The sequence below is a fragment of the Algibacter pectinivorans genome (genome assembly GCF_900112595.1).
In the GTDB taxonomy this organism is placed as follows: Bacteria; Bacteroidota; Bacteroidia; order Flavobacteriales; family Flavobacteriaceae; genus Algibacter_B; species Algibacter_B pectinivorans.
In genome coordinates, this window is sequence record NZ_FOMI01000005.1 from 66,072 (window position 1) to 81,288 (window position 15,217).

Consider the following 15,217-nt stretch of genomic DNA (forward strand, 5'->3'; position numbering starts at 1 on the left):
TTGATTACAATGGTTAAGTTAATCTCTTAGTGGTTGGTTTAATATTAAATCTATATATTGGTTAACCTTATCTTTTAAGTCTTTACGCAGGGTTATAAAGTCTAAGAATCCGTGCTCTAATAAAAACTCTGAAGTTTGGAATCCTTCTGGTAATTCTTTTCCAGTAGTATCTCTTACAATTCTGGGTCCTGCAAACCCAATCAAAGCTCCTGGTTCGCTAATGTTAATATCCCCTAACATAGCAAACGATGCTGTTGTTCCGCCTGTAGTTGGGTCGGTACAAAGAGATATGTAAGGTAATCCTGCGTCTGCCAATTGCGCTAATTTTACCGATGTTTTTGCTAATTGCATTAATGATAATGCCGCTTCCATCATTCTAGCTCCACCAGATTTTGAAATAACCATTAGGGGCAACTTATTTTTTAAAGCATAGTCTGCTGCTCGTGCAATTTTTTCACCTACAACACTACCCATAGAACCTCCAATAAAAGCAAAATCCATACAAGCCACTACTAAATCTTTTCCTTTAGATTTTCCAACGGCACAACGCACAGCGTCTTTTAGGTTAGTTTTCTTTTGAGCAGCCTTTAAACGCTCTGGATATTTTTTAGTATCCTCAAACTTTAACGGATCTTTAGATTCTAAATCGGCATCTAATTCTTTAAATTTATTATCGTCAAAAAGGATTTGAAAATACTCTCTACTACCAATTCTAACATGGTAGCCGTCTTCTGGACTTACATAAAAGTTTTTTTCTAACTCTTCTGTATCTACAATTTTACCTGTTGGAGATTTATACCACAGCCCTTTTGGGGTGTCTTTTTTCTCTTCGGTAGTTGTTGTTATTCCTTTTGTTTTTCTTTTAAACCAAGACATAGTGACTTATGATTTTTGTATTCCTACTTAATAGGAAAGCTTTTTAAAATTTAGTTTGCTTCATGATATTCCTACTTTTGCCGAAATACCAATTGCGTTAGGGATTGAGGCATTTGTTGAGGCTCGCCCGATTTTTATCGGGAAGCGACTGCCGAAAGCCTGACCACAAAATTAAACTTTTTTTTAATTTTGGGGTAACGCCCTTATACTTTTATTAATTTTAATGTTTTAATGGCTTCAATTTTAGGCTTGTAAACCTAAAAAAGGTTCTGTAATATACAGAACCTTTTTTATATGCTTCTTGTAAATGGACTTTAATCTATAAAGTGTTTACATTATTTAAATCTTCGAAAGCTTTTTTAAGTCTAGCTACAAAAGTTTTTTCGCCTTCGCGTAACCATACTCTTGGGTCGTAGTGCTTCTTGTTAGGAACATCTGCACCATCAGGGTTTCCTATTTGCGCTTTTAAATATTCAGATTTACTTCCCATGTAATCGCGAATACCTTCCATAAACGCATATTGTAAATCGGTATCGATATTCATTTTAACTACACCGTAGCTAATTCCTTCGCGAATTTCTTCAACTGTAGATCCAGATCCACCATGAAATACAAAGTCGATATGGTTATGCTCTACACCATACTTTTTAGAGATATGCTCTTGAGAGTTCTTTAAAATTTTTGGAGTTAATTTTACATTTCCTGGTTTGTAAACACCGTGTACATTACCAAATGCTGCTGCAATTGTAAATTGAGGACTTACTTTACTTAATTCTTCGTAAGCGTAAGCTACTTCTTCTGGTTGTGTGTATAATTTAGAATCGTCTACATCGGTATTATCTACACCATCTTCTTCACCACCTGTAATTCCTAATTCAATTTCTAGAGTCATGTCCATTTTAGACATTCTTTCTAAATATTGCTTACAAATTTCAATGTTTTCTTCAATTGGCTCTTCCGAAAGGTCAATCATATGAGAACTGAATAAAGATTTTCCAGTTTCTTTGTAGTGTACTTCACTAGCATCTAATAAACCATCAATCCAAGGTAAAAGTTTTTTTGCACAGTGGTCTGTATGTAAAATTACTGGAACACCGTAGGCCTCAGCTAATGTGTGTACATGTTTTGCACCAGCAACGGCACCTGCAATAGCGGCTTTTTGTCCGTCGTTACTTAGTCCTTTTCCTGCGTTAAATTGTGCGCCACCGTTTGAAAATTGTATAATTACTGGGGCATTTAAATCTCTAGCAGTTTCTAAAACGCCATTTATAGTGTCCGACCCTATAACATTTACTGCTGGTAAGGCATAGTTATTTGCTTTAGCATGGTTAAAGATTAATTGAACGTCTTTTCCTGTAGCTACTCCTGGTTTTATGTTGTGTCCCATTTTTATATTAATTATAATTTTGATTTAACTTAAGTATCAAAAGTAATCAAATTTTAAATGATTTATGGACGTTTTCTAATTTGAAACAGCAAAATTCACACTAAAACGTTATAGTGTAAAGTAGTGTAATTAGCTTAAAATGGATAGTTTATACCTATATTATATACGGCGTTAGCAAAGTTATAATCGTTAAACCACCTGTTTTGATCTGTATAGGATGGGTCGTAAGTTTTAAAACCAATATCAAAACGGAATACGAAAAAACTAAAATCGTAGCGCAAGCCAAATCCAGAACCCACAGCAATATCTTTTAAGGAACTAAGGCTGGTAAAGGTAGCATTATCGTCTTCTACATTATCTAATACATTCCATATGTTTCCGGCATCTACAAATAAGGCGCCGTTTAAATCGCCAAATAAGTTAAAGCGCTGTTCTGCACTTACAGCTAATTTTAGGTTAGCTTCGTTAAACTCATTTGTGCTTTCTGAACTTCCTGGGCCTAAACCATACGCTGCCCAGGCGCGGTTATCGTTAGGACCACCACCAAAAAAACTCTTGGAAAACGGAATACTGTTAGAGTTGCCATAGGGTATAGCTATACCAAAAAAGGCTCGTGTTGCTATAGTATTTTTCTTGCCTAAATCCCAGTGCTTAATGTAATCTAGTTCTGTTTTTATGTATTGTGAATAGGCTACGTTAAATAGCTCGTATCTGTCGTCGCTATCCTTATTAAGTCCAAGCAGTTTGGAGGTGCTTGCCAATAAATTACCTGCTAACTCCAATTTAAATCGGAAAATAGAGAAATCGTTATCCACTAGGTTGGTACGATTATCTTGCGTAAAACTAAAGGCCGAAGATAAAATAAGGTTGTTTTCTGTTAATCGTTTTTTACGCTCGTCAATATTACTTACGGTTAAGTAATCGCTAGCATTGGTGGCTTCGTAGTTGGTGTCGCTTAATACTAAGTCTATAAACTCATCGGCTTTTTCTTCTATTAGCTGTTCGTTTTCGTTACCATCCAATTCTATAAATTCAGCTGGTGTATTGTAGCTTTCTAGGGCTATATCTTCTAAGCTGTTAAACGAACTGGTGTATATACTAAAATAATTTTCGGTTCTTAGGTTTCTAACATATTGAATGTTAAAAAGATCTAGCCGGTTACTAACTTGTTTGTTTGGGTACCAATTGTAGCTAAAATTGCCGCTAAAGGTTTGTTTATCTAAACCAATATTGGTTTGGCTTGTGGTTGCTAGACCAATGCTAGTACTAGGCGACATGTATTTTGGTATAATATTTTCGGTGTAAAAAGGCGAAAATATTCTTGGTATGGTTAGTTTTAAATCGGCTCCAAACTCATTAATATCAAAAAATGGGTCGCCATCTTCCCTTAAGTCTTTTGATGCTCCAATAGATGCTATTCCGGAAATAGCTAGGGTTTCTGCACCGCCAAAAATATTTCTAATTTGTAAGCTCGGGTTTAATGAAAAGCCAACGGTTTGAATATCGCTTTGAGACACGTCGGCACTAAAATCTAAATTAAACTTTTTTAAAGGTGTTAATCTAATAACGCTTCTTAATGTGTTATCTGGATTTTCAAAATATTCAATATTTGGATATTTAAAGGTGCGAAGCTGATTGATATAACTGTAAGTACGCGTTCTGTCTATATCTCTAAATACTTTACCTGGAGAAATAAATACAGCATCGGTTAGTGCCTTTGGTCGAAAACGCATCTTGCCATAGCTAAATAGCTTAAAACCGCCGTATGAAATAGAATCTTGAAATGGTTTGTTTCTATTCTCGAAAGTATAATCGGTTATAATTTTAACATCGTCAATATGATATACTTTAAAGGGTTCTCGCCTAATGGAATCTGCAGTTCTTATAGCTCTATCTTGAATTTTAATACCAACGTTAACTTTTTTATTGGTGCCAATAGTATCCATTTCGAAAGTAACGTAATCTTGATTAAAATGGTAAACCCCTAGGTTTCGCAACCTACTAGAAATTCTTTCTCGCTCTTGCTCGAAACTGCTGGTTCGGTATTGTTCGCCTTGAACTATAAGGGCTTTATCTTGAATTTTTTTATAAAGTGAATCAATAATTGGCGATTTCACCGTTTTTACTATAGAATCTATTAAAAATGCAGGTCCAGTTTTTACGGTATAGTTAACTTGAGCATGTTTGTTATCGTTTCTTTCAATATCAAAGTTGGCCTTTACATTAAACCAACCGTTACTAAAGTAGTAATCTTCTAATCGCTTAGCAGAGCGTTTTGTTTTATCTTCACTTAAAATGGTAGGAGCTTCTCCAGTTCTTTTTAACCAATTATTAAACCCAATAGCAGATTCTTTTAGTTTATCAATTTGCTTTTTGGAGTACTTTTTCTCTAATCGAGCTCTACGATTCGGTTTTTTATCTAACCAAGCTTCAAAAAGGGAATCTCTATTAGGTCGTGCTGTGTTGTAAATATGTAATTTTAAAGGTATGCCTAAAATTTTTCTGTTGGTATGTTGGTATAAAAGGTTGTTTATCTCTTCGGTATTATTTTTTTTATCATTTACAACTATAGATGTTTCTGTAAGTAAATGTTCATCTTCAGCAACTCTTTTTGTGGCATCGCAGGAGTAAAGCAAACTCATAACAAGCGTAAGGTGTAAAATATTTAAGAGTTGTTTTTTCAAATGCGTAATAATTAAATTAAAAGTGATAGGTTAAACGTTTATATTCCATAAAGGAATCTTAGTTTAAGCATCAAAAATACATTATTTTAATCTTAAAAAATATTTAAATAAGTAGACTATTAACGTATCTTATTAATAATTTCTTTTCTTTATAAAAAAATTATGATACTGGCATGCTTTCTAAAAGTCAAATAAAATTAATAACGAGTTTAAAGCAAAAAAAATATAGACAACAACATGGTTTTTTTGTTGTTGAAGGTGTTAAAACGATAACCGAACTGTTACAATCTCATTTAGAGCTTTACAAATTATATACAACGAAGCCTTTCAATATTAATGCCAAAGATGAAGAGCTTGTGTCCGATCAAGAATTAAAACGCATTAGTTTTTTAACTACTCCAAATACAGCATTGGCCATATTTAAAATACCAGAGCCAAAACCCATTAGCACGACTGGTTTAATTGTGGTACTCGATGCGGTTAGAGATCCAGGGAATTTAGGTACCATTATTAGATTGTGTGATTGGTTTGGAGTTACAGAATTAGTTTGTAGTAAAGAAACTGTAGATCGATTTAACCCCAAGGTGGTGCAGGCTACTATGGGTTCTATAACACGTGTTAATGTGAATTATGTAGATTTGGTTCCGTTTTTAAAAACCAGTAGTTTACCTGTTTATGGTGCTTTTATGGACGGTGAAAATGTTTATAAAAGTACGTTGCCTAAAAATGGAATATTAGTTATGGGTAATGAAGCTAATGGCGTATCCAAGGAAGTAGAAGCGGTTATTACCGAAAAAATAGCTATTCCTAGATTTGGCGAATTACAAGCCACCGAAAGTTTAAATGTAGCTACAGCAACAGCAATTTTATTAAGTGAGTTTAGAAGAGGATAAAAAAGGGTACGACCTATAGTAGCAGCTTGCAGATAAGAGCGAAATGCCTATAAATTTAAACCAAGCTTTTATTGAAAAGTAAAATTAATAAACACACCACGCGTTTGCATCCCTGCAATATTGGAGGTCCAAGGGCTATTAGGATCTTCGTCTCTTACTAGTTCGTCATTAATTCCAAAAAGGCCACGTATAGAGGGTGTGAATTTAAAATTATACAAATAGAAATCTATACCGAAACCAAGCTCGTAAAACAATGAGTTTTTTGTCGTTCTAAATTGTCCGTTTTTATTATCCTCGGGGTTATCCTCGTTACTAGATAAGTTTAGCGCCGTAGAAATACCACCAACAATAAAAGGTTTAAAGTTGTTAATACGTTTGGTCGATACTTTTAGTAAAAGCGGCAAGTGTATGTAGGTTGATTTTACTTCTCTAATAAAATCGGAATCCTTAACATTTGGCTCACCTTGAAACCACTCTGCACCATAATAAAGCTCTCGAGTAGTAATTAATAGGCCTGGTTCTAAACGAAGATCTAAAAACTCGTTAATTCTAAGATTTCCAATTAAACCCACACTAAAACCGGGACTCTTTTTTACATAAATATCTCTTAAGTCGTTTTTGTAATCAAAATTAAAATCGTAGCTATTAATACCTAAAAAATAGCCCCAACGTAGTAGGTTGTTATCTGTAGATCCTCGACCTTGGTTGGCATCGTAACTAACTTTTTCTTTTTTAAAAAGTTGAGCGTTAGAGGTTTCAACGATACATAAAAATGATATTAATGCAAAAAGGTATTTCATATAATTACTTAGATGATTTATAAATTGTTGCCACACCTAAAGTTTGTGGAAAATCTTCAACATTTATAAACCCAATATTACGTAAAATATTGTTTAGAGCTTCTCCAAAAGGAAAAACAGATGCCGATTCGCATAAATACTTATAAGCACTTTTGTCTTTAGAAAAGGCTTTTCCTATTAATGGTAGTATGTTTTTTGTATAAAAATTGTAGCCTTGCTTAAAAGGCGTTTTTGTTGGCATAGAAGTTTCTAAAATAACAAAAGTACCGTTTGGTTTAAGTACTCTGTAAATTTCTTTTAAACCATTTTCTAAGGTTTCAAAGTTTCTAACACCAAAAGCTACGGTAATAGCATCAAAAGAATTATCATCAAAAGGCATGTTTTCAGAATCTCCTAAAACCATTTCAATTTTAGAATCTAATCCCTTCTTAGTTACTTTTTGCTTTCCTATTTCAAGCATGCCACTACTAATGTCGAAACCTACAATTCTAGAGGCATTAGTTTCGGCAAGATTTATGGCTAAATCTCCTGTTCCTGTAGCAATATCTAAAATAGAATCGGGGTTAGCCTCTTTTACCATTTTAACCACTTTTTTTCGCCACTTAATATCTATACCAAAAGAAATTACACGATTTAACCCATCATAATCTCCCGATATGGTATCAAACATTTTTGTAACCTGCTCTTTTTTTCCTAAGTCGCTGTCCTTGTATGGCTTTACTTTTGTCAAATCTTAAAAATTTTGATGCAAACCTACATAATTTATTTTTACTTTAATATATCAAATTAAGTCAAAATAAATAGTTTAGGTTATCCGAAGCAAAAATATAAAATAGAAACTCTTGAGGAAAAGATAAACTATTAGAAAAGTAAAAGATAACAGGATTATAAATAATTAAATTAATGCCCATTTATGATCGAAGTTCTATTTTGTAGTATATTTGTGGTACTTTTTTATGAATAAGAAAAAATAATAGAAGCACTTTAGTTTGATATATAAGGCTTTAGTTTTTTATTTGTAATCATACCATTTAAAAATTTAAACGAGTGAAAATAATTATTGCTGGTGCTGGTGAAGTTGGATTTCATTTAGCAAAATTATTGTCTTACGAGTCTCAAGAGATTACTTTAATTGATACCGACAAAGAAAGTTTAGCCTACGCCGATACGCATTTAGATATAAAAGTTATTCGAGGCGATTCTACCTCTATAGCTATTTTAAAAGAGGCACGTGTAGAAAATTGCGAGCTTTTTATTGCCGTTACGGCAAGCGAAACCACAAATATTACCATTTGTGTTTTAGCAAAACAATTGGGCGCTGCAAAAACCATTGCACGAATTACAAATACCGAGTTTATTCATCATAAAGATGAGGTTGGATTTACCAAATTTGGTATTGATGAGTTAATTTCGCCAGAATCTTTGGCTGCTGCCGAAATTGAGTTGTCTTTAAAACAATCGTCATTTAATGATACTTACGAGTTTGAAGATGGGGCATTAACCATGATTGGTTTAAACCTATCTAGGTCTGCGGCGTTTGTGGGTAAAACAGTAAAAGAGGCAGCTAAAATTTTCCCAGAAATTCATTTTGTTCCTATTGCCATTCAACGCTTTGGTACGCAGTATACTATAATTCCTAGGGGAGATACCAAATTTAAAAGAGGCGATAATGTTGTATTTATAACTTCGGAAGGCGGAGGCGAAGAGCTTTGTAAACTCACCGGAAAAGCCAATAACGAGATAAAAGACGTTATGATTTTGGGGGGAAGTAAAATTGGTTATAAAACAGCTAGAGATTTAAGTAATAAAGGGTTTAACGTAAAGCTTTTAGAAGCTAATAAAGAACGCGCTTTTGATATAGCCGACGATTTACCTAACGTTTTAGTAATACAAAGTGATGGTAGAAATGTAGACTTGCTAGACGAAGAAAATATTAGCGATATGGATGCTTTTATTGCTGTAGGGGCTAATTCTGAAACCAATATTATGTCTTGTTTAGTGGCAAAATCTAAAGGCGTAAAGAAAACGGTGGCGCTTGTAGAGAATATGGATTATTTCGAGTTGTCGCATTCGGTAGGTATTGAAACCCTTATCAATAAAAAGCTATTGGCGGCTAATAACATATTTAGGTACATTAGAAAGGGCCAAGTAGTTGCCATGACTAAGCTTAGTAATATGAATGCCGAATTATTAGAGTTTGAGGTTAAAGCCTCTTCTGCTATTTGTAACAAGTATATTAAAAAAATTGATTTTCCGCGTTCTGCAATTATTGGCGGTGTTGTTAGAAACGGTAAAGGTGAAATTGCTTTGGGTGATTTTAAAATACAAGAAGGCGATAGAGTGGTAGTTTGTAGTTTATTACAATCTATTAAAGGTGTCGAAAAATTATTCCGTTAAAATAGTGAGAAATTACATGAAGCTTAATTACAAAATCATTTTCCATTTTTTGGGGTTGCTCTTGCTGTTTAATGGTGGCTTTATGCTACTATCGGCCTTAGTAAGTCTAATTTATAAAGATGGTGTTACTTTTCAATTATTTCTTTCTGGTTTAGCCACTTTAATAGTTGGTGGTATTACCATGTTTTTTACTAGAGATCATTGCAAAGAAATGAATAAGCGCGAGGGTTATATAGTGGTTAGTTTTGGGTGGATTATCATGTCTTTATCGGGAGCTTTACCTTATATTTTTACAGGAAGTATTCCTGGTTTTACAGATGCATTTTTCGAGACTATGTCTGGCTTTACAACCACAGGTGCTTCTATTTTAAACGATATTGAGGCTGTGCCAAAAGGGGTCTTGTTTTGGCGTAGTATGACGCATTGGATTGGTGGTATGGGAATTATTGTTTTAGCTATTGCCATATTACCGCTTTTAGGTATTGGAGGTATGCAGCTTTTTGCAGCCGAAGCACCAGGGCCAAGTGCAGATAAATTACATCCTAGAATTACAGATACTGCCAAACGCTTATGGCTTATTTATTTTGGCTACACAGCAGCTGAAACCTTATTGTTAAAGCTTGCCGGTATGTCTTTTTTCGATGCTATAAACCATGCCTTGTGTACACTGTCTACAGGAGGGTTTTCTACTAAAAATGCTAGTGTTGCCTACTGGAATGGCGATCCCGTAATTCAATATATTATCATTCTTTTTATGTTTTTAGCAGGTACAAACTTTGTACTAAGTTACTTTGCATTTAAAGGCAAAGTGCAAAAAGCCATCCAAGACGAGGAGTTTAAACTCTACTTTAAGTTTGTGGCCATTTTTACAATAATAGCAGCAGTTATAATTTATTTCAGGGCAGATATATCGCAATCTAGCATTGCGCACCCAATGGTTTGGGGACGTGCAGAAAGTGCTTTTAGGCACGCGCTGTTTCAAGTATTATCGGTAATAACAACAACCGGTTTTGTAACGGCCGATTATACCTTATGGACACCCTTTTTAGTGGTTTTCTTTTTCGGGCTTATGTTTCTAGGAGGTTCTGCCGGAAGTACCTCCGGAGGTGTAAAAGTAGTACGCCATTTAATACTTATTAAAAACGGTTTTTTAGAGTTTAAGCGTACACTGCACCCAAGTGCTATTATTCCGGTGCGTTATAATAAACGTGCTATTTCTGGCGATATCGTTTTTAATATCCTAGGTTTTTTTATACTGTATATGTTATCGTTTATTATAGGTTCGTTGGTGTTCTCTATGATGGGAATCGACTTTAAATCTTCAGTAGGTTTAGCGGCCTCCACTTTAGGAAATGTAGGTCCTGCTTTAGGCGATTTTGGACCTGTAAATAATTATGCCGCATTACCAGCACTAGGTAAGTGGTGGGCCTCCTTTTTAATGCTTATTGGACGTTTAGAGCTGTTTACGGTACTTATTTTACTTACGCCTTTTTTCTGGCGTAATAGATAATAATTTGTCTTTAGTTATATGGGCGCCTGCATGCCGGCAGGTGCCCAAAAACTTTATGTTAACGTATTATCCAAAAAAAAAGACCTGTCAGTTTTTTAAAACTTAACAGGTCTGAATTAAATATTTAAAAAGGGGTGTGACTAGCTTACAACCTCTTTAATACGTTTAATAGCTTCGATAATTTGTTCTTGCGAAGCGGCGTACGAAATTCTAATACAATCTGGATTTCCAAAAGCTTCACCAGTTACAGTTGCAACAAGGGCTTCTTCCAATAAGTATAAAGAAAAGTCGGTAGCATTGTTTATTTTCTTACCACGTAATGTTTTTCCAAAAAAGTGAGTAACATCTGGGAAAATGTAAAACGCGCCATCTGGTGTGTTAGCTTTAAAGCCTTCAATATCGTTTACTAATCCTAATATTAAATCGCGACGCTCTTTAAACTCGTCTATCATGTATTGTACGCGAGAAGGCGGCTCGTTTAAAGCTGTAATTACTGCGCGTTGTGCAATACAGTTAGCACCACTTGTCATTTGTCCTTGTAATTTGTTGCAGGCTCTTGCAATTTTTTCTGGAGCACCAATATAACCAATACGCCATCCAGTCATTGCAAATGCTTTAGATACACCGTTTACTGTAATGGTATTGTTGTACATATCTTCAAATTCAGCCATACTAGCGTGTCCTTCGCCATAGTTAATGTGCTCATAAATTTCATCTGAAACCACATAGATATCTGGATGTTTTACAAGTACATCGGCTAAAGCTCTTAATTCTGCTTTAGTATAAACAGACCCACTTGGGTTGCAAGGTGAGCTTAACCAAATCATTTTTGTTTTTGGCGTAATAGCTGCTTCAAGTTGACTAGCAGTCATTTTAAAATCGGTATCTATAGATGTTTTTACTTCTACAGGTACACCATCGTAAAGCTTTACAATATCTGCGTAACTTACCCAGTACGGGCAAGGTAAAAGCACTTCGTCTCCTGCATTAAGCATAACGCCAGCAACGTTGGCTAAACATTGTTTTGCTCCCGTAGAAACTACAATTTGAGCTGGTGCGTACGTTAAATTGTTATCGCGCTTAAACTTAGTAATTATAGCATCTTTTAATTCGCCGTAACCATCAACAGGTGTGTACGAGTTGTAGTTGTCGTTAATGGCTTGTATAGCAGCGTCTTTTATAAAATCGGGAGTGTTAAAGTCAGGTTCTCCTAAACTTAAACCAATAATATCTTTTCCTTCGCCTCTAAGTTCTCTTGCTTTGGCTGCCATTGCTAAAGTAGCAGACGTTGCCATGTTTAAAATTCTATCAGATAGTAATTGCATTGTTAGTTATTTTGTTTAATCGGTAAGTGTATAATTAAGCTAAACTTGGTTTTTGTCCTAGCGTTTTTAATTGATTGTAATGTTCTGCAACCGCTTGCATAAACGTATTGTATTCATTGTAAGGTAAACTAAATTCTTGTGCAGTTTCCTTAACAATCTTTGCTAATTTACGGTAATGGATATGACTAATATTAGCAAATAAGTGGTGCTCTACTTGCCTGTTTAATCCGCCTGTATAAAACTCAACAATCCAACTTTTAGGAGAAAAATTAGATGTTGTAAATAATTGGTGAATGGCCCAAGTGTTTTTCATATTACCTTCAGCGTCTGGTAAGGGCATTTCTGTATTAGGCATAACGTGCGCCAATTGAAAAATAACACTTAAAATTATTCCAGCTGTATAGTGCATAGCAATAAAGCCTATTAAAACTTCCCACCATGCAAAACCAACAGAAATAGGTAAAACAACCCAAATACTATAATACACTATTTTACCTATAATTAGCTTTGTCCATTGCGTTGCAGGATGCGGTAATTTACCGTAGGCTAATTTGCGTTTAAGGTAGTTGTAAGTCTGAATAAAATCTGTTGTAATGGCCCAATTTGCAGTTAATAAACCATACAAAAAGAAGGCGTAATATTTTTGATATTTATGAAATCTAAACCATTTAGCATGTTTTGAAAAACGTATAATTCTGCCCGCATCAATATCCTCATCATGTCCTTGAATGTTAGTATAGGTGTGGTGTAAAACATTGTGCTGTACTTTCCAATTGTAGTCGTTACCGGCTAGAATATAAATGCTGCTTCCCATTAATTTATTAACCCATTTTTTACTAGAAAAAGAGCCGTGGTTAGCATCGTGCATAACATTCATGCCAACACCTGCCATTCCTATTCCAACAATTACCATTCCTAGTAATTGTGCCCAACCTGGTAGGCTATCTATGGTTAAAATTAAAACTGCAGGCACTATAAGTAATGCAAACATTACTATGGCTTTAATGTATAATTTCCAATTTCCGGTACGTTTTATTTCGTTTTCCTTAAAGTAGTTGTTAACCCGCTTATTAAGGGTCTTAAAAAACTTTGCTGGGTCTTTTCTTGAAAAAGAAAGCGCTTGTTTATTCATTGTATTGTTTTTAAATATGATAAAAATATAAAATGCTTCTCATACCTACGGCAAAGATAGGTATAAACCATTTGAAGTAATAACGTTTTTTTGTAAAAAAATGTGTGTAAAAAGTATACTTTTGTTTAAAATTTAACTTTCATGGAGCTTATATTAAAGTATTTTCCAAACCTTACGGAACACCAAATAGAACAATTTATAAAGCTTGAAGACTTATATCAAGATTGGAATTTGAAAATTAATGTGGTATCTCGAAAAGATATTGATGAGTTATACCTACGCCATGTGTTGCATAGTTTAGGTATAGCAAAAGTTATAGAATTTAAACCGGGTACTAAATTGTTAGATGTTGGTACAGGAGGTGGTTTTCCTGGTATTCCTTTGGCTATTTTATTTCCAGAATGTTCATTTCATTTAGTAGATAGTATAGCAAAAAAACTAAAAGTTGTCGATGAGGTTGTTGCTGGACTAGGCTTAACTAATGTTAAAACAACACATAGCAGGGTAGAGGAGATTAAAGATAATTACGATTTTATAATTAGTAGAGCCGTAGCTGCAATGCCAACTTTTGTGCATTGGATAAAAGGTAAAATAGCTAAGGACCAAAAGCACGATCTTAAAAACGGAATTTTATACCTAAAAGGAGGCGACTTAACCGAAGAGTTAAAAGATTATAGAACCACAACTATTTATAACCTAAGCGATTATTTTAAAGAAGATTTTTACGAAACCAAAAAAGTAGTGCACTTGCCACTTAAGTATAGAGGTTAGTTTTTTTAAGCTTTCTACTTAAGCTTAGCTAACTCCACCACTACATTATTAAAGTAATAATATTGGTTTTGAAACCAATACGTATTGGCGTATTGCTTGATATTATTAACATCATTAAGTGAAAGAATGGCGTTGGCCCTGTCGTAAGCTTTTTTAGCATTTACTAAATCATTATTTTTTAGATATGCCATGGCTAAACCTAAGTATGCATCAAAATCCATGGTGTCAAAAGAAATGGCTTTTGTGAAATCTGAAATGGAGTTGTTAAAAGCTCCTAAAAATAAGTTCGATGCCCCTCTATAAAAATATCCAAAAGCATTGTTTCTATTAAGTCGTAAGGATCTTGTTAAATCGCTCTGTGCTTCTTTATAATATTTAATATCCATTAAAAAAGCACCTCTATTATAATAGTTGTCGGCACTAGGATCTATAGCAATAGCCATGGAGTAATCTTCAATCGCGGCTGTGTTTTTTTCAATGGCCTTATAGGCTATGGCGCGTAGGGCATAAATATTAGGATTGTCTGGAACTTGTTTTATAATAGTAGTAAAATCTTCTATGGCTCTGTCAAATTCACCCAAATCCAATTTTACACAGGCTAAACTATATAAGGCATCAATAAAATTTTCATCTAGCATATAGGCCTTAGCATAATCTACTCTAGCGCCTGTAAAATCTTTTAAGCTGTATTTGGAGTTACCACGATTGTAATACGTATCGGCATCCGGTTCTATAACTATAATTTTAGAGTAGTCTACAATGGCTCCACTATAATCGCCCAAATCATTTTTGGCCGCAGCTCTATAGAAGTAAGCGTCTAAGTTTTTAGGCTCTTCGTCTATAACTTGATTAAGTAGTTTTATTTTTTCATTAAGATCCGTGGTTCTTAATGCTTTTCTCAATACCTTTTTAGCTTGTCCAAAATTAAGCAACGGTATTACGACAATAATAAGGAGTATTAGTTTTTTCATCATTAAATTTTAATCCACAAATAACATGCCGTTTTACTTGCTTCAAGAAATCTTAGTGAAGATAATTCAAATTTTATTCCTAAATAAAATTATTTACAAAAAATAGACAGATTGTTGTAACTCTTATTTTAAAAATAAGTATAGCTCTTTTAATTTTGAGTTTTTATTTTCACTACTAGTTTTTATTTTTTTACGGGTATAACATTTCAAATTATTCTACCAAAAATTTACAAAGTAAAAAGGCACAACGTTAAAAATTTTTAAATATTGTTTAATGTATAATTTAGACCATTAGACAGAAGTGTTTGTTTTTTGAAAAAGGTGGTTTTTAGATGTTTTACATTTTTAGTTGTAAATCGACGAAATGCAGATAATTAGAAGGTTTTAGCCTACAAAAAAAATATATTTTTGCATTTCATCGAAAATACTTACATAATATCGCAATTAAAATGTAAATTTGTTTAGCTGCTT

Annotated in this window: 12 protein-coding genes; 4 read left to right on the forward strand and 8 right to left on the reverse strand. The window is 34.0% G+C overall.

Going from position 1 to position 15,217, the window contains the following annotated elements:
* Positions 1 to 18 precede the first annotated feature (18 nt).
* The 3 genes from accD to tamL form a co-directional block, all read right to left on the reverse strand.
* Entirely contained in the window at positions 19 to 876 is an 858-nt protein-coding gene (gene accD, locus BMY96_RS08800) for an acetyl-CoA carboxylase, carboxyltransferase subunit beta (protein WP_092851400.1), read from the reverse strand.
* Between the two features lie 319 nt (positions 877 to 1,195).
* Entirely contained in the window at positions 1,196 to 2,263 is a 1,068-nt protein-coding gene (gene fbaA, locus BMY96_RS08805; protein WP_092851402.1) for a class II fructose-bisphosphate aldolase, read from the reverse strand.
* Between the two features lie 134 nt (positions 2,264 to 2,397).
* On the reverse strand, positions 2,398 to 4,905 hold the full coding sequence (gene tamL / locus BMY96_RS08810) for a translocation and assembly module lipoprotein TamL (RefSeq protein ID WP_175473544.1): 2,508 nt from the start codon (positions 4,903 to 4,905) through the stop codon (positions 2,398 to 2,400).
* A gap of 215 nt (positions 4,906 to 5,120) precedes the next feature.
* On the opposite strand from tamL, the gene BMY96_RS08815 reads away from it, so the two are divergent.
* The gene (locus tag BMY96_RS08815; protein ID WP_092851404.1) at positions 5,121 to 5,840 is read left to right on the forward strand and encodes a TrmH family RNA methyltransferase; all 720 of its coding nucleotides are present in this window, start codon (positions 5,121 to 5,123) and stop codon (positions 5,838 to 5,840) included.
* Between the two features lie 68 nt (positions 5,841 to 5,908).
* On the opposite strand, the gene porT is transcribed toward BMY96_RS08815, so the two are convergent.
* Complete coding sequence (gene porT / locus BMY96_RS08820) at positions 5,909 to 6,640, reverse strand: type IX secretion/gliding motility protein PorT/SprT (RefSeq protein ID WP_092851405.1); 732 nt, start codon at positions 6,638 to 6,640, stop codon at positions 5,909 to 5,911.
* A gap of 4 nt (positions 6,641 to 6,644) precedes the next feature.
* Positions 6,645 to 7,370 (reverse strand): bifunctional demethylmenaquinone methyltransferase/2-methoxy-6-polyprenyl-1,4-benzoquinol methylase UbiE, encoded by a 726-nt coding sequence (gene ubiE, locus BMY96_RS08825; RefSeq protein ID WP_092851406.1) that lies wholly within the window; start codon positions 7,368 to 7,370, stop codon positions 6,645 to 6,647.
* A 317-nt stretch (positions 7,371 to 7,687) separates the two neighbouring features.
* On the opposite strand from ubiE, the gene trkA reads away from it, so the two are divergent.
* Both trkA and BMY96_RS08835 read left to right on the forward strand, forming a co-directional pair.
* On the forward strand, positions 7,688 to 9,037 hold the full coding sequence (trkA, locus tag BMY96_RS08830; protein WP_092851408.1) for a Trk system potassium transporter TrkA: 1,350 nt from the start codon (positions 7,688 to 7,690) through the stop codon (positions 9,035 to 9,037).
* 16 nt (positions 9,038 to 9,053) lie between these two features.
* Positions 9,054 to 10,547 carry a TrkH family potassium uptake protein gene (locus BMY96_RS08835; RefSeq protein ID WP_092851409.1) on the forward strand — a complete coding sequence of 498 codons (1,494 nt, stop codon included), beginning with the start codon at positions 9,054 to 9,056 and terminating at the stop codon, positions 10,545 to 10,547.
* A gap of 140 nt (positions 10,548 to 10,687) precedes the next feature.
* On the opposite strand, the gene BMY96_RS08840 is transcribed toward BMY96_RS08835, so the two are convergent.
* Both BMY96_RS08840 and BMY96_RS08845 read right to left on the reverse strand, forming a co-directional pair.
* Entirely contained in the window at positions 10,688 to 11,872 is a 1,185-nt protein-coding gene (locus tag BMY96_RS08840) for a pyridoxal phosphate-dependent aminotransferase (protein ID WP_092851410.1), read from the reverse strand.
* A 34-nt stretch (positions 11,873 to 11,906) separates the two neighbouring features.
* A complete protein-coding gene (locus BMY96_RS08845) occupies positions 11,907 to 13,004 on the reverse strand; it encodes a fatty acid desaturase family protein (RefSeq protein ID WP_092851411.1) in 1,098 nt (365 codons plus the stop codon).
* Positions 13,005 to 13,145: 141 nt separating this feature from the next.
* On the opposite strand from BMY96_RS08845, the gene rsmG reads away from it, so the two are divergent.
* On the forward strand, positions 13,146 to 13,775 hold the full coding sequence (gene rsmG / locus BMY96_RS08850) for a 16S rRNA (guanine(527)-N(7))-methyltransferase RsmG (RefSeq protein ID WP_092851413.1): 630 nt from the start codon (positions 13,146 to 13,148) through the stop codon (positions 13,773 to 13,775).
* A 14-nt stretch (positions 13,776 to 13,789) separates the two neighbouring features.
* Here rsmG and BMY96_RS08855 read toward each other — a convergent pair whose 3' ends face one another.
* Entirely contained in the window at positions 13,790 to 14,749 is a 960-nt protein-coding gene (locus BMY96_RS08855; protein ID WP_092851414.1) for a tetratricopeptide repeat protein, read from the reverse strand.
* Positions 14,750 to 15,217: the final 468 nt, after the last annotated feature.